At 68.3% G+C, this 21,698-nt stretch carries 23 protein-coding genes and 2 pseudogenes; 17 read left to right on the top strand and 8 right to left on the bottom strand.

Annotated features, from left to right (window positions below):
* The first annotated feature begins 104 nt into the window (after positions 1 to 104).
* Complete coding sequence (locus P1K31_RS18325; RefSeq protein WP_276305808.1) at positions 105 to 1,289, top strand: trans-sulfuration enzyme family protein; 1,185 nt, start codon at positions 105 to 107, stop codon at positions 1,287 to 1,289.
* A 666-nt stretch (positions 1,290 to 1,955) separates the two neighbouring features.
* Here P1K31_RS18325 and P1K31_RS18320 read toward each other — a convergent pair.
* Complete coding sequence (locus tag P1K31_RS18320) at positions 1,956 to 2,558, bottom strand: sulfite oxidase-like oxidoreductase (RefSeq protein ID WP_276305807.1); 603 nt, start codon at positions 2,556 to 2,558, stop codon at positions 1,956 to 1,958.
* Positions 2,559 to 2,715: 157 nt separating this feature from the next.
* Here P1K31_RS18320 and P1K31_RS18315 point away from each other — a divergent pair, with 157 nt between their 5' ends.
* Both P1K31_RS18315 and P1K31_RS18310 read left to right on the top strand, forming a co-directional pair.
* A complete protein-coding gene (locus tag P1K31_RS18315) occupies positions 2,716 to 2,985 on the top strand; it encodes a DUF8075 family protein (RefSeq protein ID WP_276305806.1) in 270 nt (89 codons plus the stop codon).
* A 104-nt stretch (positions 2,986 to 3,089) separates the two neighbouring features.
* Positions 3,090 to 3,299, top strand: coding sequence for a hypothetical protein (locus tag P1K31_RS18310; protein WP_276305805.1), 210 nt, complete (start codon positions 3,090 to 3,092; stop codon positions 3,297 to 3,299).
* 7 nt (positions 3,300 to 3,306) lie between these two features.
* Here P1K31_RS18310 and P1K31_RS18305 read toward each other — a convergent pair whose 3' ends face one another.
* The 3 genes from P1K31_RS18305 to rdfA form a co-directional block, all read right to left on the bottom strand.
* The gene (locus P1K31_RS18305) at positions 3,307 to 3,495 is read right to left on the bottom strand and encodes a hypothetical protein (protein ID WP_276305804.1); all 189 of its coding nucleotides are present in this window, start codon (positions 3,493 to 3,495) and stop codon (positions 3,307 to 3,309) included.
* A gap of 522 nt (positions 3,496 to 4,017) precedes the next feature.
* Complete coding sequence (locus P1K31_RS18300) at positions 4,018 to 5,955, bottom strand: archaea-specific SMC-related protein (protein WP_276305803.1); 1,938 nt, start codon at positions 5,953 to 5,955, stop codon at positions 4,018 to 4,020.
* Between the two features lie 60 nt (positions 5,956 to 6,015).
* Positions 6,016 to 6,672 (bottom strand): rod-determining factor RdfA, encoded by a 657-nt coding sequence (gene rdfA / locus P1K31_RS18295; protein ID WP_276305802.1) that lies wholly within the window; start codon positions 6,670 to 6,672, stop codon positions 6,016 to 6,018.
* 164 nt (positions 6,673 to 6,836) lie between these two features.
* On the opposite strand from rdfA, the gene P1K31_RS18290 reads away from it, so the two are divergent.
* The 3 genes from P1K31_RS18290 (at position 6,837) to P1K31_RS18275 (ending at position 9,740) form a co-directional block, all read left to right on the top strand.
* On the top strand, positions 6,837 to 7,397 hold the full coding sequence (locus tag P1K31_RS18290) for an NAD(P)/FAD-dependent oxidoreductase (RefSeq protein ID WP_276305801.1): 561 nt from the start codon (positions 6,837 to 6,839) through the stop codon (positions 7,395 to 7,397).
* 492 nt (positions 7,398 to 7,889) lie between these two features.
* Positions 7,890 to 9,215, top strand: a complete 1,326-nt coding sequence (locus P1K31_RS18280) for a permease (protein WP_276305800.1) — start codon at positions 7,890 to 7,892, stop codon at positions 9,213 to 9,215.
* A gap of 123 nt (positions 9,216 to 9,338) precedes the next feature.
* Positions 9,339 to 9,740, top strand: coding sequence for a DUF302 domain-containing protein (locus tag P1K31_RS18275; RefSeq protein WP_276305799.1), 402 nt, complete (start codon positions 9,339 to 9,341; stop codon positions 9,738 to 9,740).
* Positions 9,741 to 10,098: 358 nt separating this feature from the next.
* Here P1K31_RS18275 and P1K31_RS18270 read toward each other — a convergent pair whose 3' ends face one another.
* Positions 10,099 to 11,430: an erythromycin esterase family protein gene (locus P1K31_RS18270; RefSeq protein ID WP_276305798.1), complete on the bottom strand. Its 1,332-nt coding sequence runs from the start codon at positions 11,428 to 11,430 to the stop codon at positions 10,099 to 10,101.
* A gap of 150 nt (positions 11,431 to 11,580) precedes the next feature.
* Here P1K31_RS18270 and P1K31_RS18265 point away from each other — a divergent pair, with 150 nt between their 5' ends.
* From P1K31_RS18265 to P1K31_RS22130, 3 genes and pseudogenes are all read left to right on the top strand, one after another.
* Positions 11,581 to 11,775, top strand: a complete 195-nt coding sequence (locus P1K31_RS18265; RefSeq protein WP_276305797.1) for a hypothetical protein — start codon at positions 11,581 to 11,583, stop codon at positions 11,773 to 11,775.
* An 11-nt stretch (positions 11,776 to 11,786) separates the two neighbouring features.
* Positions 11,787 to 12,181, top strand: a pseudogene (locus P1K31_RS18260) (acyl-CoA dehydrogenase family protein).
* Between the two features lie 170 nt (positions 12,182 to 12,351).
* Positions 12,352 to 12,705: pseudogene (locus P1K31_RS22130) on the top strand (SCP2 sterol-binding domain-containing protein); the annotation flags it as partial.
* Here the strand turns inward: P1K31_RS22130 and P1K31_RS22125 are convergent.
* Positions 12,606 to 12,935: a hypothetical protein gene (locus P1K31_RS22125; RefSeq protein ID WP_438268329.1), complete on the bottom strand. Its 330-nt coding sequence runs from the start codon at positions 12,933 to 12,935 to the stop codon at positions 12,606 to 12,608. The pseudogene P1K31_RS22130 and the gene P1K31_RS22125 overlap by 100 nt on opposite strands.
* 157 nt (positions 12,936 to 13,092) lie before the next feature.
* The gene (locus P1K31_RS18250) at positions 13,093 to 14,049 is read right to left on the bottom strand and encodes a TIGR03557 family F420-dependent LLM class oxidoreductase (RefSeq protein WP_276305795.1); all 957 of its coding nucleotides are present in this window, start codon (positions 14,047 to 14,049) and stop codon (positions 13,093 to 13,095) included.
* 209 nt (positions 14,050 to 14,258) lie between these two features.
* Here P1K31_RS18250 and P1K31_RS18245 point away from each other — a divergent pair, with 209 nt between their 5' ends.
* From P1K31_RS18245 to P1K31_RS18230, 4 genes are all read left to right on the top strand, one after another.
* Positions 14,259 to 14,660, top strand: a complete 402-nt coding sequence (locus P1K31_RS18245; RefSeq protein ID WP_276305794.1) for a DUF2267 domain-containing protein — start codon at positions 14,259 to 14,261, stop codon at positions 14,658 to 14,660.
* Positions 14,661 to 14,892: 232 nt separating this feature from the next.
* Entirely contained in the window at positions 14,893 to 15,570 is a 678-nt protein-coding gene (locus P1K31_RS18240; protein WP_276305793.1) for a helix-turn-helix domain-containing protein, read from the top strand.
* A gap of 275 nt (positions 15,571 to 15,845) precedes the next feature.
* The gene (locus tag P1K31_RS18235; RefSeq protein WP_276305792.1) at positions 15,846 to 16,730 is read left to right on the top strand and encodes a ParA family protein; all 885 of its coding nucleotides are present in this window, start codon (positions 15,846 to 15,848) and stop codon (positions 16,728 to 16,730) included.
* Positions 16,727 to 17,203 (top strand): DUF7970 domain-containing protein, encoded by a 477-nt coding sequence (locus P1K31_RS18230; protein ID WP_276305791.1) that lies wholly within the window; start codon positions 16,727 to 16,729, stop codon positions 17,201 to 17,203. The genes P1K31_RS18235 and P1K31_RS18230 overlap by 4 nt, the downstream gene beginning before the upstream one ends.
* A 147-nt stretch (positions 17,204 to 17,350) precedes the next feature.
* Here P1K31_RS18230 and P1K31_RS18225 read toward each other — a convergent pair whose 3' ends face one another.
* On the bottom strand, positions 17,351 to 17,503 hold the full coding sequence (locus P1K31_RS18225; RefSeq protein WP_276305790.1) for a hypothetical protein: 153 nt from the start codon (positions 17,501 to 17,503) through the stop codon (positions 17,351 to 17,353).
* 330 nt (positions 17,504 to 17,833) lie between these two features.
* On the opposite strand from P1K31_RS18225, the gene P1K31_RS18220 reads away from it, so the two are divergent.
* From P1K31_RS18220 to P1K31_RS18205, 4 genes are all read left to right on the top strand, one after another.
* Entirely contained in the window at positions 17,834 to 19,069 is a 1,236-nt protein-coding gene (locus P1K31_RS18220; RefSeq protein WP_276305789.1) for a glycosyltransferase family 4 protein, read from the top strand.
* A 171-nt stretch (positions 19,070 to 19,240) separates the two neighbouring features.
* Positions 19,241 to 19,642 (top strand): DUF8048 family protein, encoded by a 402-nt coding sequence (locus tag P1K31_RS18215; RefSeq protein ID WP_276305788.1) that lies wholly within the window; start codon positions 19,241 to 19,243, stop codon positions 19,640 to 19,642.
* Positions 19,643 to 19,982: 340 nt separating this feature from the next.
* Positions 19,983 to 20,396, top strand: coding sequence for a DUF6684 family protein (locus P1K31_RS18210; protein WP_276305787.1), 414 nt, complete (start codon positions 19,983 to 19,985; stop codon positions 20,394 to 20,396).
* A gap of 98 nt (positions 20,397 to 20,494) precedes the next feature.
* Positions 20,495 to 21,697 carry a glycosyltransferase family 4 protein gene (locus P1K31_RS18205; protein ID WP_276305786.1) on the top strand — a complete coding sequence of 401 codons (1,203 nt, stop codon included), beginning with the start codon at positions 20,495 to 20,497 and terminating at the stop codon, positions 21,695 to 21,697.
* Position 21,698: the final 1 nt, after the last annotated feature.

Genomic DNA, 21,698 nt, shown 5'->3' with positions numbered 1-21,698 from the left:
CTCGCCTCGAACTCCACTCCTATGCAACGCGACCGTGAACACGAAGAACGGACAACCGTCTCGGGAGCACAGTCATCCCGGATACGTCCGATGGTGATTCGGCTATGACGCAACACGAGGACAAATCCGAGGAGAATCGATTCGCGACGATTGCCGTCGGTGCATCGGAATCCGCGACACACCCGCATAGAGACGGCACGAACGACGTCATCCCGCCCATCCACCTTTCGACGACCTTCGAATGGAGTGGTGGGGCGGACGGTAACGAACACGACTACTCCCGCGAGAGCAACCCAACACGGGCAGCCCTCGAAGACCGATTAGCCCGCATCGAAAACGGCGATCACGCGCTTGCGTTCGCTTCAGGGATGGCCGCCATCTCGACCACAGTTCTCACGCTTGTCCCACCTGGCGGGCACGTCGTCTCCTCGGACTCGATCTACAGCGGAACCGAAAAACTGTTCGCGGAACTCGCCGCCGACCACTTCGACATCGACATCGACTTCGTTGACGCCCGCGACCCCGAAACCATCGCTGCCGCTGTCGATACGGACACCGACTTGATCTGGGCGGAGACACCGACGAACCCACTGATCCGGCTGTGTGACATCGAAGCGATTGCCGCCGTCGCCGACGAGTACGGCGTCCCATTCGGCGTCGACAGCACGTTCGCCAGCCCGTACTTCCAAGCACCACTCGATCTAGGTGCCGACATCGTCATCCACAGCACGACCAAATACATTAACGGGCACTCCGATTCGATTGGCGGTGCCGTCATCACCGACGACGATCGGGTCTTTGAGCGGTTGGCGTTCGCCCAGCGGGTCGGACTCGGGAACGTGCTTTCGCCGTTCGACTGCTATCTGGTCGGTCGGGGGCTGAAGACGCTGCCGGCGCGGATGGAACACCACGAAACAAACGCGATGGCAGTTACGCACTTCCTCGAAGAACACGATCGAGTCGCACGTGTCTATTATCCCGGACTTGAGAGCCACCCGCAACACGACCTCGCGAGCGAACAGATGTCCGGATACAGCGGAATGCTCTCCTTCGAGTTCGACGGGACGATGATCGAACTCGAAGCATTCGTCGAGGGTCTTGACGTATTCACGCCGGGAGCGAGCCTCGGCGGGACTGAGAGTCTCATCGAGGTGCCGTCGTTGATGATCCCCGACGAGATCGGGCACGGGGAGGCGACAGCGGAGGTCCCTGATACACTGGTCCGAGTGTCGGTTGGCCTCGAAGACGCTAACGGCCTCTGTGAGGATCTTCGGACAGCGTTACCGTAGGTGCACTCCCGGTCCTCCCGATTGGAGAAACGAACATCGGTGGTCGATACGCACACCTACCTAATGGCTGTTTCAGCGGAGAAGGTATTGAGACAATAGGATTTCAACGGAGCCAAAGCACTTGATTCAATCGGCAGTCAGAATACTTGCAGATGGGAGGGGGCAAAGAAGACGGGCATTCCGGAAGCATGTTCACACGGTAGAGCGCTCTTCGGGGATACAGTGATCGTGTCGGACGGCGAACGATCCGCGCGGGCGCTGGCCGCGCCCGCGACCGGAACTGGGACGATCGATCCCGCGTAGCCCGCTCGTCGGCTACGCGTGTATCTCGATCCCCCTCGCGAGCGACGGTTCGCTCGGAGAGGGGTATGAGTATATACGGCACGCTCAATTCCCCCGGGATCGAAGGGGGGCGCATGGTTACCGCCTACTGCTCCGAGTGCGCGTGGACCGCACGGACGAGCGACGGGGGGTCCCGTCGCGACGTCAGTCGGAGGATGATCTCACACCACGTCGAGACCGACCACTCGCCGATCGGATCGACCGATTATCGGCCGTCGTCGCCCCGTTGCCGCTGTCGATTCGTCGGATCGGAGGAACGCTGTCGCTGCCACCTGCTTCGGAACTAACCGTCGCGCGCCGCCACGGGGTGGAGCGATCCGTCGATCACCAGGTGCTGTAGCGCTCCTCGCGCCACGGGTTCGCGGAGTCCGAGTAGCCGCGTCGCTCCCAGTATCCGCGCTTCGGTTCCGTGAGGAACTCGACGCTCGTCACCCACTTCGCGCCCTTGTAGGCGTACTTGTGCGGCGTGACGACCCGCAGCGGTCCGCCGTGATCCGACGGGAGCGGTTGACCGTCGAGTTCCCAGGTGAACAGCACCTCCTCGCGCATGCACTCCTCGAGCGGGAGGTCCGTCGAGTAGCCGTCGAGCGACCGGAACACGACGTGGACGGCGTCCTCGCCGACGCCGGCTTCCTCGGCGATCGTCGGGAACGTGACGCCGGCGAACTCGTTGTCGAACCGGCTCCACCCCGTGACGCAGTGGAAGTCCTGTCGCTGGGTCTCACGCGGGAGGTCGGTGAACTCGGACCACGAGAGCGAGCGTTCGTCCTCCACGGCTCCCGTCGCCGTGAACCGCCACGTCTCCGCGTTCCAGCGTGGCGTCCCGCTCTTCGAGAGGACCGGGAAGCGGTCGGTGCGCCGCTGGCCCGGCGGGAGGCGGTCGCCGCCGAACTCCTCGTGAATCGCGGTGGCGTCCTTCGCGACCATGGGGTCACGTCTCACGAGACGGGGATAGAGGTACGGATACCCCCGCGTCGATGAGTAGTCGGCCGCGGAACGCGTCGCGCCCGGGGACTCTCGGCTCCGCGTTGACGTCGGTTCACGATTTATGCCCGTGGCGTTCGAACCGTCGACGGGTGTTATCGTGCCACTCCTTCGATTCGAAACCGCGGACTCGACGGAACGGACGCAGATCGGCGAGGGCCTCGTGCGGTTCGCGGTCCAGGCCGGCCGCCTCGACACCGGCCACGAGGAAGGGAGGTACTTCCTGAACCACGCCGACGGGTGCGGCGTCGACGGGAAACGCATCATGCCGGGCGATCCGTTCCTCTTCGACACGGAGACCGGCGACATCCTCTGTGTGGATCACGCTGACGATGGGGACCGCGCGGACGACGCCGGCGAGGACCGCTGACGCCGCCTTTTCGTCGAGCGCGCGAGTATCGCGGGCGGAGTCACGACTGTCGGACGGAGACGAGAACAGAACGGCTATGGTACGCGCCCGCGGAGATTGTCTCGATGTTCGAGGCACTATTCGAAGACATCGGGTTCCTGCTGTTCGGTATCGGGGCGATCGGTGCCGTCGCGTCGCTCGCCGTCTGGATGGTCGGTATCGTCGCGCTCGAGGGCGCGGCCGTCGCGATGACCGCCTTCACCCTCGGCTGTCTCGGCGGCCTGTTCAAACACCTGCTCGACGCCACCGCGGGCCACGAGGCCCCCGTTCGCTGACGCGGCGTCACCCGCCGGCGGCCGTCGACGCCTCGTGGTGGTCGATCAGTTCGGCGACGAACCACGGTTTCAACGCCATCACGGCGGCGGTACAGACCGCCGTTCGCACGGGCTTCCGGGTGTACGCGGCGTAGAGCCCGTAGACGAACACGGGAACGGTGAGCGTGTTCAGCAATTGCGGGAACGTACACCCCATCACGCCCCTCGGCCAGCCAGAACCGCTCGGCCCTGACCCCGCGGGTCATCCAGTCGTCGGTCCTCCCTGTACCGCCTCCCCCTCGGGACCCGCACGATAACTCAAAATATCTTCACTAATGGTTTGCGTTCGTGGCGCGTTGCCGGAGAGCTATTTCGGAGGAGGAACCGCGCCACGATACGTCCGTCGCGCCGATCGGATTCGGTCCCGGCGTCGTGTGGATCCCCCCGGCCGAGTAGTCCCGGTGTCGAACGACGGCGTCCGTGCACCGATCCGCCGGAACCGAAGGGACGCTCCGTCGGGGGCACCTGCGGCGAAGCCGGCCGAGATCGTTGACGGACGAGCGCCGACGGACGATGCGCCCACCCGCCCCCACGCGAACTACCGACCCCGATCGGTTACGGCGCCTCGGTGACGAGCGGGCCGAGCGCCGGGAGTCCGGGTCCCGTGGCTCTGCTCCGAGGAGTCATCGTGCCGGAAATACGAGCAATCCCTTTTGCGTCCGTAGGTCGGTCCCCGCCGTCAGATCTCGTCGATCCGCCGGTACCCGTCGTCGAGCGCCTGCGCGTCCTCGGGCAGCAGCGCGACGACGAGGAACTCCGCCTGGGACTCGAAGTAGTCGACGAGTCGTGCGATGCGGTCGGCGTCGATGGCTTCGAGGGAGTCGAGGAGCATGAAGGGGCAGGTTTCGTAGACGTCGTGGACGAGGTAGCCCGCCAGCGCGAAGACGAGGCCGGTGACCTCGCGTTCGGACTCGCTCAGGTGGTCGATCGTGTCCTCGTACGCCGTCCCGGACTCGGTCGTTCGGACGACGTGTAGCTCGAAGACGGTCGACTCCACCTTTCGCCGCCCCTCGCGGACCGTTCGTTCGGTCCGCTCGAGCCAGATGCGGTCGAGGTTCGCGTACTCGAGCAGGTCGAGCACGGTGGCCATGTGTTCGTTGAACTGTTCGACCGCCCGCGTCTCCAGGGTCTCGATGCGGGTCCGCAGGTCGGTCAACTCCTCGCTGACCGCCTCGCGCTCGCGCTCGAGGCGCTCGCGCTCGTCGAGGCGCGATTCGAGGGTGTCGATGCGGTCCGCCGTCTCCTCCAGGTCGGACTCCAGTTGACCGAGCTCGAACTCCAGTTCGTTTGCCTCGCGGTGGAGAGCGAGGACCGTCGAGTAGTCCTCGCTCTCCTGCTCTTCGACGGCGGCCTCGAGGTCCTCGATGCGCGCCTCCTGCTCCTCGCGGCGCGATTCGAGCGTCTCGAGGCGGTCGCGCCGCCGATCGAGTTCGTCCTCGATGCGGCTCAGGCGGTTTTCGAGCCGCTCGCGGCGCCCGCGGCGCGCCTCGAGCCCGTCCAGTCTCTCCTTTACCTCCCGCAGTTCGCTCCGGACCGCGTTGCGCTCGTTCAACTTCTCCTTGCGGAGCGACTGCAGGCGGTCGATCGTCGTCTCGACCTGATCGACGTCGACCTCCGTCCCGCAGGTCCAGCACACCGTCGTGTCACCGTCGAGCAATCGATCGGTGACCGGCCCCTCGTCGTCGGCGAGCGCCTCGGTGACGTCGGTCGCGGTCCCCTCGACCATCTCGCGGTTGAACTGGACGATGCTCTGGAGTTCGTTGATGGTCTGCTCCAGCGAGCGCTGGCGCGCCCTGAGCTGTTCCTGTCGGGTTTCGAGGTCGCCCGTCGCCTCCGGCTCGTCCGGGAGCTCGGCGAGTTCGGTTTCGAGTTCGTCGCGCTCCGCCTCGAGCGCGTCGATGCTCTCGCGCTCCGAGACGCTGTCGAACCGGGCGGTCTCGAGGGCGGATCGGGCCTCGCTGAGTTTCCCGAGCGTCTCCTCGAGCGCGGACTGCTCCTGACGGGACTGCTTGATGTCGGCGTCGGCCGCCTCGATCTCGGCTTCCTTCCCCTCGAGTTCCTCGCGCTTCGCCTCGATGCGGCGCTTGAGTTCCTCGCGTTCCGCCTCGAGGTCGCCCAGCTCGTCGTCGAGCGATTCGATGGCGTCGAGTTCGTCGTCGAGTCGGCGCTTCTCCGTCTCGAGTCGGTCGATCTCGGCCTCGATCTCGTCGGTATCGACCGGCCGCATGATGATGTCGTGGAGGTCGTCCCCCCGGGCGACGGTGCGGCGCGCCTCGTTGTTCTCTAGGAGGAACGCGAACAGTTCGGCCGTCGTCGGATCGTCGAGGTAGGCGTCACCCTCGAACGCGACGGCGGACCCCTCGCGCCGGAGCGTCCGGCGGTACGTCTCGCCGTCGACGGTCAACTCGACTGCCCCCTCGTCCGCGTCACCCTTGAGCGAGACGTCGGTGCTTCCGAGTCCCGCCATGAGCGCCTGCAGAAGCGACGTTCGATTCGTCGCGTTGCGTCCGCGGAGTATCGTCACGCCAGGAGAGAACGTCACGTCCGTCTCGGTGATACCACCGACGTTACGGACGTCGACCGTCACCTCCTCGGCGACGATCTGTGGCGACTTCATACGAGTGGGGATGGGACCCGGAGTTATATCTGTTTTCGAACAGTCGGGGTGGTTCGGCCGTCACTCGTCGGACCGTTCCGACCGACAGTCACACCCGCCCGCCCGCAGCAGTTCGCTCGCCTCGTACCGCGTCCCGCAGTCCTCACAGACGACCTGCACGTTGACGAACACCGAGAACGAGTCGAGCGCGAGGCGGTCGGTCCGGCTGAGCCGGCCGACCGTCTCCTCGGTCACCGCGAACGTGCGGTTGCGGAGTCGCTCGAGGCGGTCGCGGTCCTTCCGTAGCTGTCCCTCGTCGCTCGTCGTCGGCGCGGATGCCCCCCGGACCTTCGTCAGGTACGAGTGGATCGCCTGGTGGGTCACGAAGTCGCGTCGGAGCGACTCGACGTCGACGCCCGTCCGTTCGAGCCGCGCCTCGACCTGCCGGCGCTCGCCCCCGGTCACGTCGTCGTCCGACAGCAGCCGATACGTCTCCGCCACGTCGCGCTCCGAGGGCGGGACGCCGGCGTCCGCGAGCGCCGTCTCGAGGACGCGACGGTTGAACCAGTCCGCGAGTTCCCGCAGGCTCCGTCCGTCCTCCGGGGCGGTCCACTCGGCCTCGAGTCGAGCCCCCGTGTCGCCCAGTCCGTACGCCTCGATCACCCGCACGACCTTGTTCCGCGGCCCGGGTCGTCGGCGTTCGGACGGCCCCTCGTCGTCGTTCGGGGTGTCCGTCATCGTCCGTGAATTACCGCGAAGGGGGATAAGTACCCCGAGTACTCCAACTCTCCCGGGTACCCCGCAGTCGCGCCGGGCGGCCCGGACGGTCGTCCCGTCGCGGCGCGAGCCGACTCGACCCCGTCGTGACAATCCTTATCCCGTCGCCCGGTGAACGGCGAGCTATGGTCGACGTAGCGATCGTCGGTGGCGGGCCCGCGGGCCTGAGCGCCGCCCTGTTCGCGGCGAAGAACGGGCTCGACACCGTCGTCTTCGACACGGACGAGACGTGGATGCACAAGGCGCACCTGTTCAACTACCTCGGCATACGGAGCATCGCGGGGGACGAGTTCATGGCGCTCGCGCGCGGGCAGGTCGAGGACCGCGGGGCGGACCTCCGCGCGGGCGAGGGGGTGACCGGCGTCGAGGTGACCGACGACGGGTTCCGCGTGACGACCGACGACGGCGAGTACGACGCGCGCTACCTCGTGCTGGCGACGGGTACGGACCGGGAACTCGCGGAGGACCTCGGCTGCGACACGGACGGCGACACGGTCGCCGTGAACCTCAGCATGGAGACGAGCGTCGAGAACGTCTACGCGACCGGCGCGCTCGTCCGAAACCAGGAGTGGCAGGCCGTCATCTCGGCCGGCGACGGGGGCGCGGCCGCCCTCGACATCCTGAGCAAGGAGAAGGGGGAGCACTTCCACGACTTCGACACGCCCGCGGACGTTCCAGAACTGTAGTCGTCCGTCGGAGGGGCGACCGGGCCGCGACCCGGATCGTCGCCGCACCCTCGCAGTGACGACCGTCCGGCGAGAGGTCCGCCATGGCGAATCCGACGCGACTGGGGACGGTCGAGGACGGCGAGAGCTACCTGACCGACGCGGGCTGTACGTTCCTCCACGAGGGTGGCATCGACGATAACGACGTCCCTGGTTCGTCGTCGCACCTCACGTTCCGAGACGAGCGGGTTCCACCCCGTCGCGGGTTTGCGATCCCGGCGTCCGCGCCGATCCGAACTTTCGAATTCCACGCGCGGACGCGCGCAGATTTCGGTATCGTGTGCCCGATGTGGTGCCGGGCGCGCCCGGACCGGGTGTGCGCCCTGCGACCGGGGCGAATCTCGCGGTAGCGGGCGAGAACCGGCCGACCCTCGGCGGCGGCACCGCGAGTCTGGATTTCGTTCTCGTAACCGCAATCCGATTGGGCGAGGCGCGCGTACGTCCCGTCGAACCATGGACCGATGGGAGTACGGATTCCTGCTGCTGGTCGCGGCGGCGACGGTCGCGATCGGCGCGCTGACGACGACTCGGCCGCTGGGTACCTTCCTGATCGAGGGGGGACGGGAGGCCGCGACGACGACGCTCGCGATGGCGTGGATCACGTGGTGGGCGCTCGTCGTCGGCTTCGCCATCGCCGGCGGCGTGGAGGCGTGGGTCTCGAAGGAGCGGATCTCCGACTACCTCGACGGCCACGGTCCCCGCGAGATCGGGGCGGGGACGTTCTTCGGGTTCGTCTCCTCGTCCTGTTCCTACAGCGCCATCGCGACGGCGAAGAACCTCTTCAGGAAGGGGGCGTCCGCGTCGGCGGCGCTCGGGGCGTTCATGTTCGCCTCGACGAACCTGGTCATCGAGATCGGCGCGGTGATCTGGATCCTGCTCGGGTGGCAGTTCCTGCTCGCCGACTTCGTCGGCGGCCTGCTGCTCATCGCGCTGATGGCCCTCGGGTTCGTCCTCCTCGTCCCCGACGAACTCGTCGAGGCGGCGCGTCGGAACGCGGCTGACGACGAGGAACCGACCGCCCGCGATCCCGTCTGCGGGATGGAGGTGACCCCCGAGGAGACCGAGCACAGACTCGAACGCGACGGGCGGACGTACTACTTCTGCTCTGTCTCGTGCAGGGAGAGCTTCGACCCCGAGGAGGCGAACACGACGATCCGCGAACGCGCCACCTCGCTCGCGGGCTGGCAGGCGCTCGCGGACAAGCAGTGGAAGGAGTGGGGCATGCTCTGGGACGAGATCGCCATCGGGTTCGTCTTCGCCGGGCTGATCGCGGGGTTCATCCCCGACTCGGTGTGGACGAGCGTCTTCGCCGGCGCGGCGTCGAACGCGCCCGTATTTATCCTCTGGACGAGCGCGCTCGGCGCGCTCATCGGCGTCGTGACGTTCGTCTGTTCGGTGGGTAACGTCCCCTTCGGGACCGTCCTCTGGACGCGCGGGCTGCCGTTCGGATCGGTGCTGTCGTACATCTACGCCGACCTCGTCGTCCCGCCCATCGTCGACGCCTACCGGGAGTACTACGGCGCGCGCTTCGCCGCCGTCCTCTCGGCGATGATCTTCGCCGCGGCGGTGGCGACGGGGGTCGCGGTCCACTTCCTGTTTCTCGGCCTCGGGCTCGTCCCCGACCCCTCGACCGCGCGGATCGCCGAGGTGAAGGTCGAGGTAGACTACAAACTCGTCCTGAACGTCCTCGCCACGGGGTTCTTCCTGTTCCTCTACTGGCTCCACCGCCGCGAGCCGATCGAGCGCGGGGAGGGAGCGACGGCGACCTCCGCGGACTGAGATCGGTCGCGCGGTACCCCGCCGATCGTCTCGTCCTTCGAACCCGATCCCCCGACCCGTTGGACGAGATAATAGTATTGTGGAGCCAACCCATTTATGTACATCGACGACCAACGGTCGGGTATGAGCTATCGAATGCAACGGCGGGTCGACGACGAGTTCGATCGGGTCGTCTCGCGGACCGAGGCGGCGCTGTCGGAGGAGGGGTTCGGCGTCCTCTCGGACATCGACGTGCGGGCGGCGTTCGAGGAGAAGCTCGGTCTCGAGGGCTACCCGCGCTACCGGATCCTCGGGGCGTGCAACCCCGCGCTCGCGCGCGAGGGACTGGACGCCGAACCCGACCTCGGCGCGCTGCTGCCGTGCAACGTCGTCGTCCGGGAGGAGGCGGCCGGCGACGTAGTGGTGAGCGCGGTCGATCCGGGCGCGATGCTCTCGGTCGTGGAGAACGCCGCCCTCGACCCCATCGCGGAGGACGTGGACGCGCGCTTCCGGCGCGTGCTCGACGCCGTCGCCGACGGCGAGTGAGCGTGGTCGAACGCGCCTCCCGCGATGGTGGAGGCGCGTTCGACCGGGCCGCCGATCGGTTCCCCGTCCTCGGCGGTACGGGGTCGTCGTGACTCGCCGTACGAAGGGACAGTAGCAGGGGGCGTCCGGAGGGCGACCCGGAGAACCCAGCGATACGCTCCGACTGACGGGTCGCCGGCCGGTCGTCCCTGTCACGGGGGTGTCGGGGGTCACGTGCTATCGTTTGCCGCCGACGTACGGCCCATTCGAGGCAGTCGTAATGAACTTTCTGTTATCGATGACATTTTCCGATACTTGACTGTCGTGTAGACGCAACGGTGCGTCGGCGGATGTCGGCCGTCGCCCCCTGCGGCTGCGCTCACAGCCCCGTGGGATAGAGCTCTGGCACCGTCTCGCGGTCGGCGTGGGTGTGAAGGGGGTGTAGCGCGCGCGTCTCGTCGAGGTGGACGAACGCGTCGTACCGGTCCGGAAGCACCGTCGGCACGTAGTTCGCCGCCTCGCGGTCCGGGTGGTAGACGACGCCGATCGCGCGGTGACCCCGGGACTCGGCCAGCGCGGTGTCCGCCGCGAGGTCGTCGGAGAGCAGCAGCCGGTTCCGGGCTCCCGCGCGGTGGAACAGCTCCTCGTGGCTCCCCCGGCGGGCTTCCGGGACCGACATCTCCTCCATCGGCGATCCCCAGGCGTCGGCGGCGATCACGCTCCCCTCGTACGAGCCGAAACCGACGAGTGCCGTCTCGTCGGCGCCGTGACGTTCGCGGGCGAGTTGGCCGATGTTGAGCCGCCCGGCGCGTTCCATGTCGGTCGCCCGCGCGTCGCCGACGTGGGTGTTGTGCGCCCAGACGATCCCCCTGGCGTCCGCGCCGTGGTGCTCGCGCAGTCGGTCCAGCGTCTCGACCATGTGCCGGTCCCGGACGTTCCACGAGTCCTCGTGCCCGCTCACCATCGCCCGGTAGTACTCCTCCGCGTTCCTGGCAACGAGCGCGTTCTGCTCCGCGTCGAAGCGGTCGTCCCGGTGGTCGCCGCGTTCGCCGGCCCCCTCGCGCAGCCGCGCCAGCACGTCGACGACCTCGTCCTCGCAGGACTCCGGTACCATCCGCAGCGCCCGCGCGTACTCCCGTGCGTCCTCGCCGTAGGGCTCGAAGCAGCGATACGCGGCCCGGGCGTCCTCGGCCGCCGCCGGGTCGACGTCCTCGAGGTACTCGACGACCGCCTCCATCGACTCGTACAGGCTGTACACGTCGAGTCCGTAGAACCCGACTCGCTCACCCTCGGGACGCCGCTCGTTGTGGGCGGTGAGCCACTCGAGGAACGCGAGCACCTCCCAGTTCGCCCACATCCACGTCGGCCACCGGTCGAACGAGTCGAGGACCTCCCGGACGCTTTCGCCCGATCCCGACAGCCCCTTCACGTGGCGGTTGATCGCGTAGCAGTCGGGCCAGTCGCCCTCGACCGCGACGAAGTCGTACCCGTGCTCGCGGACGAGACGCGCGGTCAGCCGCGCTCGCCACCGGTAGAACTCCGACGTTCCGTGCGACGCCTCGCCGAGCAGGACGTACCGCCGGTCGCCGACGCGGTCGAGGAGGCGGTCCAGGTCGTCCGCGGTCGACACCGGTTCGGTCGCCGTCCGTATCTCGTCGACGACCGCCTCACGATCGCCGGGTTCCTCCCGCGTCGCTCGCCCGATCACCATCGTCGCACCACCTCGGGCGTGCCGGTGTCCGTGGCAGCGTCGGCCGGCCGTCCCCGACCGGGGTCAGACCCGGTCGGGGACGGCGTCGGTTCGGATCGCCTCACTGGAATCCCTCCAGTCGCTAGCACCGGTCACGCCGGTAAACGCGTTGTGCCGACACTCGCCGGTAGCCGCGAACGCCAGTGTCACGACGTCAGCGCGGCGATCTGCGCCCCGTTCGCGTGCGACCGGTCGCACGCGAACGGCCGGGCAGAGCAGGTCAAGCCCCAGCAGCTCCCGCTGGACGGCCTCGCCCGCCCCGATCCGACAGTCGGCGCGGGGGACGCGCTACAGAGCAGCACGTAGCCGCCGGCATCATGCAGGCCGCCTTCGACGAGGCGCTCGCGTACGCGACCGACCGCGAGACCTTCGGCAAGGCGATCGCCAAGCACCAGCTCGTCCAGGAGAAGCTCTACGACATGCGGGTCGGGCTGGAGACGTCCCGACAGCTCTCCCGCCGGGCGGCCCGCTCGCCGAGGGCGCTCCGGACGCGCGGCTCCTCTCGTCGATGGCGAAGGGGTACGCGAGCGAGACGAGCGTCGAGGTGACCTCGGACGCCATTCAAGTTTTCGGCGGCGAGGGACTGAAGACCGGAAACCGCCTCGAACGGTACTTCCGCGACGCGCGGGTGATGCCGATCCCCGACGGGGCGACCGAGATCCAGAAGCTCGTCGTCGGCAAGGAGCTCACGGGGATGAGCGCCTACGGGTGACGGTGTCCGGTCGCAGGCGACGCAGGGTGGTGCGACCGACGATCGACCGCCGGTCGCCCTCGACCATAAACCCGCCACCTATACCCGGCTCAATCCTTATCGAGGTTCGGTCGGTGCCTGTCGCGTAGTGCCGCCACGCGGCGGCAGTGCTCACACGGAGGACCACGACAATGGCGTACGATTTCCCGACCGAGGAATGGATCGAGCGATGGGAGGAGGTCGTCGCGAACGACGAGGATTACCGCGAGACGAGCCGGGGCTGGGGCGTCGACTTCAACGGGAACTTCGTCTTCCACCTGCGGGCGGACGACCGCCTGCCCGAGGACCGCTACTTCTTCGTGGGCCTCGAGGACGGCGACACCTTCGGCTGCCGCGCGGTCGACGACCCCGAGGAGACCGACTACGGCTTCGTCTACCGGGGCGACTACCGCGACTGGGTCCGCATGACGCAGGGCGAGATCGGCGCGATCGACGGCCTGATGAGCGGCACCTTCGACATCGACGGCGACATGCAGAAGGTGCTACAGTACTCGGACGCCGCCGCGCGGCTGGTCGAGTGCTCGAACGAGGTCGAGAGCACGTCACCGATCGAGGCGCGGTACTCGCCGTTCGACTCGAGGGTCACCGCGAGCGGGTCCGGGATCGTGGCGACCGCCGCCCCGATCGTCGCGTCGTCGCCGACGAGCGTCGCGCGGACCCGGCCGTCGGCCGTGAACTCGAGCGGCACGTCGAGGACCACTTCGGACGCGGACAGCGCGGCGAGGAGGCCGCTTACGGGTTCCTCCAGTTCGCAGTGGACGCACGCGTCCCCCGCTTCGACGGGGTCCGGAGCGAGGAGCGGAACGGCGACGTGCGCGCTGGCGACGAAGTGACGAAGGGGGTCGGGCGACCGGGGCGATCGCCGACGGCCGCTAGGAGAACGACGGGAGGACCTCCTCCTCGTAGAGGTCGAGCAGCGCCCCCTGATCGTCGCCGACCTGGTGGACGTAGACGTGATCGTAGCCGGCGTCGATCGCCTCCTGGATGCTGTCCAGGTGGGGCTGAACGTCGGGACCGGTGATGGTGCTCCCGCTCGCGATGTCCTCCTCGGTGACCATCGACGTCGCCTGCTCGAAGTGGGCGGTCGTGGGGAGGATCTGGCTCAGCTCCCCGGGTAGCGCCGTGTTCGGCCACATCTCGTGCACCGTCTCGACGGCCTCCTCCTCGGTCTCGGCCACGCACGCCGAGAGCTGGCAGAACCGGGGTCCCTCGCCGCCCTCCTCCTCCCACGTCCGGACGGTCTCCTGGGGTCCGACCGCCCAGAACCCGTCGCCGAACTCGGCCGCCGCCCGCGCGGCCCGCTGGCCCACCGCCGACACGCAGACCTTCGGCGGTTCCTCGGGGAGCGTGAACAGTCGCGCGTTCTCGACGGTGTAGTGCGGCCCGCGGTGGCTGACCTGCTCGCCGGTCCAGAGCTTCCGGATGACCTCGACCGCCTCCTCGAGCATCTCCATCCTGACCGCGTGCTCGGGCCAGTGGTCGCCGAGGACGTGCTCGTTCAGGTTCTCGCCGGCCCCGACGCCGAAGAAGAACTCCCGACCCTCGAACATCACGGCGGCCGTGGCCGCGGCCTGCGCGTAGATCGCCGGGTGCATCCGCATGATCGGCGCCGCGACGCCGACGCCGACGTCGACCTCGTCGGTCGCGTGGGCGACGCCGCCGAGCGTCCCCCACACGAACGGCGAGTGGCCCTGCGCGCTGACCCACGGGTGGTAGTGATCGGAGATGGAGAGGAAGTCGAATCCCGCCTCCTCCGCCCGCCTCGCGTGCTCCACGAGGTCGTTCGGGCTGTGCTCCTCGCTCGAAAGGGTGTAGCCGATCTCGGTCATGGCTGGGTGTGCTCCTCGGTCGACCGCCGACCGGTTCCGTAATTCGGCCGACCGCGGCGTAAGTCTACTGCCGGCGTACGAATGGCCGTCCGCGCCGGATTCGCGGTTCGTCACGGGCGTGCGACTGGCTCGAACGGCGCTCGTAGTGCAGGGACTCGCCGGGGTGTCTCTTATGTGAGTCAACCGTCTAACTCGAGACGGGATCTACCATGAACTTCGACGAGTTCACCGGTCAGGTTCAGAACCGACTCGAACTGCCGGGCACGGGCGAGTCCGTTCGCGCGATCCGGGCGACGCTCACGACGCTCGGCGAGCGCCTCCAGGCGGGCGAGGCCGAGGACCTCGCCGGGCCGCTCCCGATGGAGATCGATCGGTTCCTGATCGAGGCGGAGTCGGGCCAGCGGTTCGACTACGACGAGTTCATCGACCGCGTCTGGGAGCGCGAGAACATGACCGACCCGGACGACCGGGCCGACGCCGCCTACCACGCGCAGGCGATACTGGACGTGGTGAGCGGGGCCGTCCCGCCGGGGGAGCTGTCGCAGGTCCGCGACCAGCTTCCGGCGGACTTCGACGACCTGTTCGAACTGGTCGATGCCGACGTCGAGTAGCGGCGCGGACCGATCGACGGCGCGGGGACGACAGCACGGGAAGCCCCCTGTTTTCGTGTGAGGGTCGGCAGGGGATCGGGGACGGCCCGCAGTGCCCAGTACGGTCGAGGAGCCGCCGATCCGGCGGGGATCGGCGGCACTGGGGCCTCTCGGCCCAGCGGGTCGTCCGCGCACGGCGTCACGTAACACGTGACAGTTATACGCCGTCGCGGACTGCGTACAGTCAGTATCCATGGCGACAATCGTCAGCGCGTCGATCCCGGCACAGGAGTTCGCCCTGTACAGTACGCTGTCCGCGCTTCCGGGGGTGGAGTTCGAGACCGAGCAGATCGTAGAGACGGGGGAGGACATCGTGATGCCGCTGATGTGGGCCCGGGGGGCGGACCACGAGGCCCTGGAGGGGGCGATCGAGGAGGACCCGAGCGTCGACAACCTGTCGAAGCTCGCCGAGTTCGACGAGGAGATCCTCTATCAGATGGACTGGATCGACCAGGTGCAGCTCGTCATCCAGATGGTGACGAACGCGCGGGCGACGATCATGGACGCGCGCAGCACCGACGAGAGGTGGCAGCTCAGGATAATGTACCCGGACCGCGAGTCGCTCTCCGCGACCCACGACTTCTGTAAGTCGAACGATCTGACCTTCGACGTGCGGTCGATCCACGACATGGAGGGGGAACCGGCGCAGCTCTACGGCCTCACCGACGAGCAGTACCGGGCGCTCGTGCTGGCCTGTCAGCGCGGGTACTACGACGTCCCGAAGAAGGTCGAGCTGAACGAACTCGCCGATGAACTCGACCTCTCCCACCAGGCGCTCTCCGAACGACTGCGCCGGGGCAACCGGGCGCTCATCCGGAGTTCGCTCCGGATCGGCGACCAGCCGGAACAGGAATCGGTCACCCGCTCCTGACGCGGCGAACTCGTCAACGGGCTCCGACAGATCGTCCGGAACAGCGCGCGGAGCCCTATCGTTCGCGGCGGTCGGTTGCCGATATGCCCTCCCACTTGAGGTGCCGTTTCCCTGCGGGAGTAGGGGACGGCCCTCCCTGGTGCGATCCCTCGTACTCCGCGCAGGGGACGCGTCGTTAGTAACACTATTCAGTCTAAATATTCAGTAACACTACTTAGTCACACCGACACGTCTGACTAGTCTTTATTATCGTACAGTCGATCTGATCGGACAGGATGCTCACGTACACGACCTACTCCGAGGCGGGCGGCGTCGGGAAGACGACCGTCTCGGCGAACTGCGCGGTCGCGCACGCGCGCGCCGGACACGACGTGCTCGTCATCGACATGGATCCGCAGGACGGGAGCCTGAGTTACCTCCTCGACGTGGACGACGAACGGGCGACCGGCGGCGCGGACAACCTCGTTCGGCACATGATCGGCCGCCCGCAGGGTCCGTTCGAGGACCTGGTCCGCGAGACCGAACACGGCGTGGACGTGATCCCGTCGCACAACATGCTCGAACGGCTCACGGAGCTCCTGATGAAGACGGCCGACCTGGAGGAGGACACCAACCCCGACCCGGGCTACGCCTACCCGATGCACGAACAGCTCTTCCGGGTGATCCGCGAGGCGGACGTCCCCTCGCGGTACGACGTGCTCGTCGTCGACCCGCCGGCGACGGCCGGGCCCCACCTCTACAACGCGCTCTTCGCGACGCGAAACCTGGTCATCCCGCTCGAACTCTCCGGAAAGGGAGAGCAGTCGGTCGCCGGACTCCAGGACCTCGTCGACGGCCTCGAGGCCGAACTCGGCATCAACATCGGCGTGCTCGCGGCGGTCCCGAACGGGGTGAAGGGGACGTCGGATCAGGAGACGTACCTCACTGACCTCCGGGAACTCGGGTTCGACGTGCCGGTCGTGATCCGCGACCGGACGTCGCTCATGGAGGGGTGCTGGCGTCAACAGTGCTCGGCGTTCACCTACGTCGAGGAACACCGCCGGCGCAAGCGCGACTACGAACTCGAGACGCTCTCCCAGTTCGAGACGCTCGCGGAGCACCTGGCCGCGCAGGTCGGACTGGAGTCGCCCGAGACGGCGCGCGCCGAGGTCGACGCATGAAGCCCGGCGCTGGAGACGACCCCTTCGCCGACGACGGGCCGGGCGACGAGGGGTCGAACGACGGGTCGGCGGAGCCCCCGGCAGCCGAAGCGTCGTCGTCGGAACCGTCCCCCGACTCCACCGGGGCGGCTCAGCCGCCGGAGGCGATGTCGACGCCGCCCGACGCCTCTGGGGAGGGTGGGGCGGAGGACGGACCGGACGCGTCGAACGACTCGGCCGCCGAACCGGAGCCGAACATCCCCTGGGTCCTCCGCCGGGGATCGGTCAAGAGCGACCGCGACAACGTCCACCAGTTCTTCCTCCGGGACGACACGGCGAGGGGCGAACGGGAACTCCGGAACGCGGTGGAGCGGCTCCTGGAGAAGGAGGTCTCGAAGCTCGACCTGCGGGAGGCCGCCTACCTCGTCGCGATGGAGCACCCCGAGGAGGTCGCCGCGACCCTGCGGTCGTGGGGATACGACTACCTCGAGTGATCGCCGGCGGCGAAGGAGTAGCGTCCCCGAAGGGACCAGCGGGGAGCGGTGGTGGTGGTAGATCCGCCGGGTCGCGGACGACGAGTACCTCACGCCTGAAAGTGAAGTCGCGTCGTGGCCCCCGCCGGTTCGCGTCCGACCGCGTCGCTACGGCGGCCACGGGGCGATCCTCGTGGGGTCCGGGACGAGACCGAGGTACCCCGCGACGATGTAGAGCGCGAACGCGAGCGCCAGTAGGACGATGAACGCGATGTAGTAGGTGAACATCCCGCTGACGGTGGTCAGGCTCGGTAGCTCCATGTGTCGCGCTTGGCGTCTCAGCGTATTAAACGTCGGCGTACCCCACCGGTTCGGATACACTCCCGTGCTCGGTACGATCGTCGGGCGAGGGCCGTACGCCCGCCGAACCGCACGGACCGTTACGCCGACTTCGCTGTAACGCTCGCCGTCCCCGCGTTCACCGACGGCGAACCGTTCCCCCGACGACGGCCGGCAACACACTTTTCGCGTCCCCTGCGGAAGGAGCATACGACCGTACCGTCGGCCGTACGCCGACGCGGGGCCTCGGCGCTCCCGGCACCGTGGACCGTCGCGTCGGGACAGCCGACACCGTAGCCCGTTCGAAGACACATGCACGTCCTCATCACGGCCCACGATCTCTATCCCGATCCCGGCTCCGGCGGGACGGGACGGTACGTCTACGAGACCGCCCGGCGGCTGGTCGACCGCGGTCACCACGTCTCCGTCATCACGCGTCGCAGGGGCGATGTCCCCGCAAGGGACCGTATCGAGGGGATCGACGTCCGCCGGTATGACGTCGCGATCGCCGGCGAGTCGGCCCCCTCGATCGCCGCACAGCTCCCCGGCGCGGTCGCCGCCGTCGCGCGAGCGGTCGACGACCTCGGCGCGACCAGGGGGACGGGACGCGGCGGGGTCGACGTGCTGAGCTTCCAGGGACCGGTGACGTCGTCCCTCGCACACTTAGCCGCGGATGGAGGCATTCCCCGGACGTGTACCTTCCACAGCCCGTGGCCGACCGAGTACCGGATCCGGGCGGGCCACGAGGCGACGATCGGACCGACGCGCCGGCGACTCAACGCCCGCCTCCGTCGCGCGATCGAGGCGCGAGTGCTCGACGCCTGCGACGACGTCGTCACGCTCAGCGGGTTCATGGCCGACGAACTCCGCCGGGTGTACGGGGCCGGAACCGCCTCGCCGACCGTCGTTCCGGGGGGCGTCGACACCGACCGCTACTCGCCGAACGCCGGCCCGTTCGATCCGATGGACACCGCGGACGGCGTCTCCCTCCTCACCGTGCGACGGCTCTCGCCGCGGATGGGTCACGGGATCCTGCTCGAGGCGTTCGCGCGGGTCAGAGAGCGGCACCCGGACGCGGAGCTGTACGTCGCCGGCGACGGTCCCCTGCGCGCCGAACTGGAGGAGGCGGCCGGACGACTCGGCGTCGGCGGCGCGACCACGTTCCTCGGGTACGTCCCCGACGCCGACCTCCCCGCCGTCTACGCCAGCGCGGACGTGTTCGTCCTCCCGACGCTGCGACTCGAGGGGTTCGGGCTCGCGACGCTCGAAGCCCTCGCGAGCGGAACGCCCGTCGTCGGAACGGCGGTCGGGGGGACGGTCGAGATACTGGCGGAGTACGCGGACGGGGCGGCCGCCCCCGCGGACCCGCTCGTTCCCGAGCCGACCGTCGACGCGCTCGCCGAGGCGATGGCAGACTGGGCCGCGCTCTCGCCCGAAGAGCGGGCCGCCGCGGGTCGCGCCTGCCGTCGCCGCACCGAGGAGCGGTTCACGTGGGAGCGGACGGTCGACGCGCTCGAAGGGCGGTACGAGGCTCTCGCGCGGCCGTAGGTCAGTCGCGGTGCCTGCTCGATCCGCGGCGGCGGTCGGTGGGACGTGTACGGCGACGGCGGGAGACGTCACGCGTCCGACGTCGGCCGGGCTTCGACGATGTGACCTGCAAGTCAAGGCGACAGCGTTCTACGGCCGGCGCTTTTAGTTCCGCTACCGGAGGACGATTCCATGGCCGAGCATCCGTTTCCAGACAGTCTCGTTACGACGGTCGCGAACGAACGTTCCGTCGATCCGGAACGGCTACGCGCAGTCCTCGACGACGTTCAGCGCCGATACGAGCGCGACGACGGCGAGTACGAGTACTCGACCCGGCACAACTACGGGTGGCGAGACGAGCAGGCGTACTACCTCTACGGGAGCGAGAACGTCTGGCAGACCGTGCAGCGGGACCTCTCGGTCGCCGACGAACTGACCGACGCCGCCCGTCACGTCCACGAGCGAGCGATGCTACAGTCCGCGTCCGGTCGAGGGACGGAGCGGACCGTACGGGAGATGTTCGACGACGGGAACGAGCCGCTCGTGGTCGCGAACCCTGACGGGGGAGGCCCCCGATTCGGCCAGGACGTGTAGGCCGGCGATTCGACCGGACGAGACCCGGTGGACGACTGTCGGATCGACCCCGAGCGGGACGAAGGACGGCGACGTCGCGGTACGCGACGACACGGTCGTCCGTGCGCCGGCGCGACCCCGGTGCTCCGCCGTAACGACCGTCCGATCGCCGCACTCCTCCGAAACGACGGCGTCCGAAAGTGCAAGGAAGCACGGTATCCGCGGAGCGCGCCTCCCGACCGCTCGAGCGCCGAGCGCCCCGATACTCCCCGTCCGACCGCCCGCTCCGCCCTTCGGGGGAGGCGGCGGGCTGACAATGCTGGCAGAAGCCCTATCGCCCGCGCGGGACCACGGCCTAGGTATGGCACCGCTCGTTCCAACGGACGCGGAGATCGACCGAGAGCGCCTGCTGGACATCTCCGTCAACCTGATCCCGATGGGGATCCTGGCGTTCTTCGTCGTCCTGTTCGCCGTCTACTCGCCCTTCAGGCACAACCTGTTTATGTTCCTCATGAGCCACTTCCTCACCGTCTTCCCGCTGCTCCTCCTGGGGTTGCTCACGTACGTCTCGGCGAAGGTCATCGCCCGCGACGAGGAGCGGGCCGAGCAGTCGAGCGAGGGTGCGGCGACGCCGGAGGAGGAGTACGAGCGGTCGGACGTAGAGGAGACCTACGGTCAGGGGACGGACGACGAGGGGACCGGTGCCGCGGCCCCCGACGAGGGGGCCGACGCCGAGGGCCGGCCGGCCGACGCCGAGACGAGCGAGAACCGGTGAGTTCGACGGTGATGCGGTAGGGCGCGGGGGTCGACGGAATAACACCCCGCAAACACAGGCACGACCGTTAGCGCCCCTCCCGTCGTACGACCGACGACATGAGACGCATCGGCGTGGTCCACATGGATCTGATGGCGAAGGGCGGCGGCGAGGCGGTCGCGATGAACGTCCTCGAGGCGTTACAGGACGACTACGAGGTGACGCTGCTGACGCTGACCGATCCCGACTTCGACGAACTGAACGGCTACTTCAACACCGAGGTCGACGCCGTGGACGTCCGCCAGGCCGGATGGCTCGCGCCGATGATCAACGAGTGGTTCGGACTCAAGTACTACGTCCTCCAGAACGCGCTCCTGGGACGGTACGCCCGTCGCCGGGCCGACGAGTTCGACCTGCTCGTCAGTACGATCAACGAACTCGGGCTCGAGGCGGACTCGATCCAGTACATCCACTTCCCGTTCGACTGGACGGTGAGCCTGGACAACCGCGAGCACATCTTCCACCCGACCGTCGAGGACGACTCGCTCTACGAGCGCCTCTGTACGTGGGTCGCCGGCGTCACCCGGCAGGACATCCACTCGAACACGCTGTTCGCGAACTCCCCGTGGACGGCCGATGTCGTGGAGGACGCCTACGGAACGCGACCGGACGTGCTCTACCCGCCGATCGACACGTCCGACTTCGACCCGCTCCCGTGGGAGGAGCGCGAACACGGCTTCGTGACGATCGGCCGCGTCGAGCGAAGCAAGCGGATCGTCGAGACGATCGAGATCGTCGACGGCCTGCGCGAGCGCGGCCACGACGTCGACCTGCACGTCATCGGGCCGACGGTCGACGAGGAGTACCGCGAGGAGGTGGCGGCGCTGGCCGGCGACCGCGAGTACGTGGACCTGGAGGGCGAGATCCCGCGCGAGGAGCTGGTCCGGCGCGTCTGCACGCACCGGTTCGGCATACACGGCAAGCGACACGAGCACTTCGGGATGGCCGTCGCCGAACTCGCCGCCGGGGGGACGCTCCCCTTCGTCCCCTCCGACGGCGGACAGCACGTCATCGTCCGGGACGACGAGCGGCTGCTGTACGACTCCGTCGACGACGCCGTCGAGAAGATCGACCGCGTCCTCTCGGACCCCGGCCTCCAGCGTGAGCTCCGGGTCGGGCCGGAGGAGATCGAGCGGCGATTCGGCCGCGAGCGGTTCAAGGAAGCCGTCCGAAGGGCGGTCGACGAGGCGTTCGTCGCCGGCGACGAACGCGCGTCCAGCCCCGCCCCTCGCCCGATTCGGGACCCCTCGGCGGGCGACTGAT

The organism is Halomarina halobia (assembly GCF_029338575.1).
In the GTDB taxonomy this organism is placed as follows: Archaea; Halobacteriota; Halobacteria; order Halobacteriales; family Haloarculaceae; genus Halomarina; species Halomarina halobia.
The sequence above is the reverse complement of the archived record's forward strand: the minus strand, read 5'-3'. Positions and strand labels throughout refer to the sequence as shown.

What these genes read in the sequence shown, in the direction of transcription:
- P1K31_RS18275 (WP_276305799.1), top strand. Translation starts at nt 9,339, where the DNA reads ATGAGCTATCGAATGCAACGGCGGGTCGACGACGAGTTCGATCGGGTC.
- P1K31_RS18290 (WP_276305801.1), top strand. Translation starts at nt 6,837, where the DNA reads ATGGTCGACGTAGCGATCGTCGGTGGCGGGCCCGCGGGCCTGAGCGCC.
- P1K31_RS18245 (WP_276305794.1), top strand. Translation starts at nt 14,259, where the DNA reads ATGAACTTCGACGAGTTCACCGGTCAGGTTCAGAACCGACTCGAACTG.
- P1K31_RS18300 (WP_276305803.1), bottom strand. Translation starts at nt 5,955, where the DNA reads ATGAAGTCGCCACAGATCGTCGCCGAGGAGGTGACGGTCGACGTCCGT.
- P1K31_RS18225 (WP_276305790.1), bottom strand. Translation starts at nt 17,503, where the DNA reads ATGGAGCTACCGAGCCTGACCACCGTCAGCGGGATGTTCACCTACTAC.
- P1K31_RS18235 (WP_276305792.1), top strand. Translation starts at nt 15,846, where the DNA reads ATGCTCACGTACACGACCTACTCCGAGGCGGGCGGCGTCGGGAAGACG.
- P1K31_RS18305 (WP_276305804.1), bottom strand. Translation starts at nt 3,495, where the DNA reads ATGGGGTGTACGTTCCCGCAATTGCTGAACACGCTCACCGTTCCCGTG.
- P1K31_RS18240 (WP_276305793.1), top strand. Translation starts at nt 14,893, where the DNA reads ATGGCGACAATCGTCAGCGCGTCGATCCCGGCACAGGAGTTCGCCCTG.
- P1K31_RS18215 (WP_276305788.1), top strand. Translation starts at nt 19,241, where the DNA reads ATGGCCGAGCATCCGTTTCCAGACAGTCTCGTTACGACGGTCGCGAAC.
- P1K31_RS18210 (WP_276305787.1), top strand. Translation starts at nt 19,983, where the DNA reads ATGGCACCGCTCGTTCCAACGGACGCGGAGATCGACCGAGAGCGCCTG.
- P1K31_RS18310 (WP_276305805.1), top strand. Translation starts at nt 3,090, where the DNA reads ATGTTCGAGGCACTATTCGAAGACATCGGGTTCCTGCTGTTCGGTATC.
- P1K31_RS18320 (WP_276305807.1), bottom strand. Translation starts at nt 2,558, where the DNA reads ATGGTCGCGAAGGACGCCACCGCGATTCACGAGGAGTTCGGCGGCGAC.
- P1K31_RS18220 (WP_276305789.1), top strand. Translation starts at nt 17,834, where the DNA reads ATGCACGTCCTCATCACGGCCCACGATCTCTATCCCGATCCCGGCTCC.
- P1K31_RS18280 (WP_276305800.1), top strand. Translation starts at nt 7,890, where the DNA reads ATGGACCGATGGGAGTACGGATTCCTGCTGCTGGTCGCGGCGGCGACG.
- P1K31_RS18230 (WP_276305791.1), top strand. Translation starts at nt 16,727, where the DNA reads ATGAAGCCCGGCGCTGGAGACGACCCCTTCGCCGACGACGGGCCGGGC.
- P1K31_RS18205 (WP_276305786.1), top strand. Translation starts at nt 20,495, where the DNA reads ATGAGACGCATCGGCGTGGTCCACATGGATCTGATGGCGAAGGGCGGC.
- P1K31_RS18250 (WP_276305795.1), bottom strand. Translation starts at nt 14,049, where the DNA reads ATGACCGAGATCGGCTACACCCTTTCGAGCGAGGAGCACAGCCCGAAC.
- rdfA (WP_276305802.1), bottom strand. Translation starts at nt 6,672, where the DNA reads ATGACGGACACCCCGAACGACGACGAGGGGCCGTCCGAACGCCGACGA.
- P1K31_RS18270 (WP_276305798.1), bottom strand. Translation starts at nt 11,430, where the DNA reads ATGGTGATCGGGCGAGCGACGCGGGAGGAACCCGGCGATCGTGAGGCG.
- P1K31_RS18325 (WP_276305808.1), top strand. Translation starts at nt 105, where the DNA reads ATGACGCAACACGAGGACAAATCCGAGGAGAATCGATTCGCGACGATT.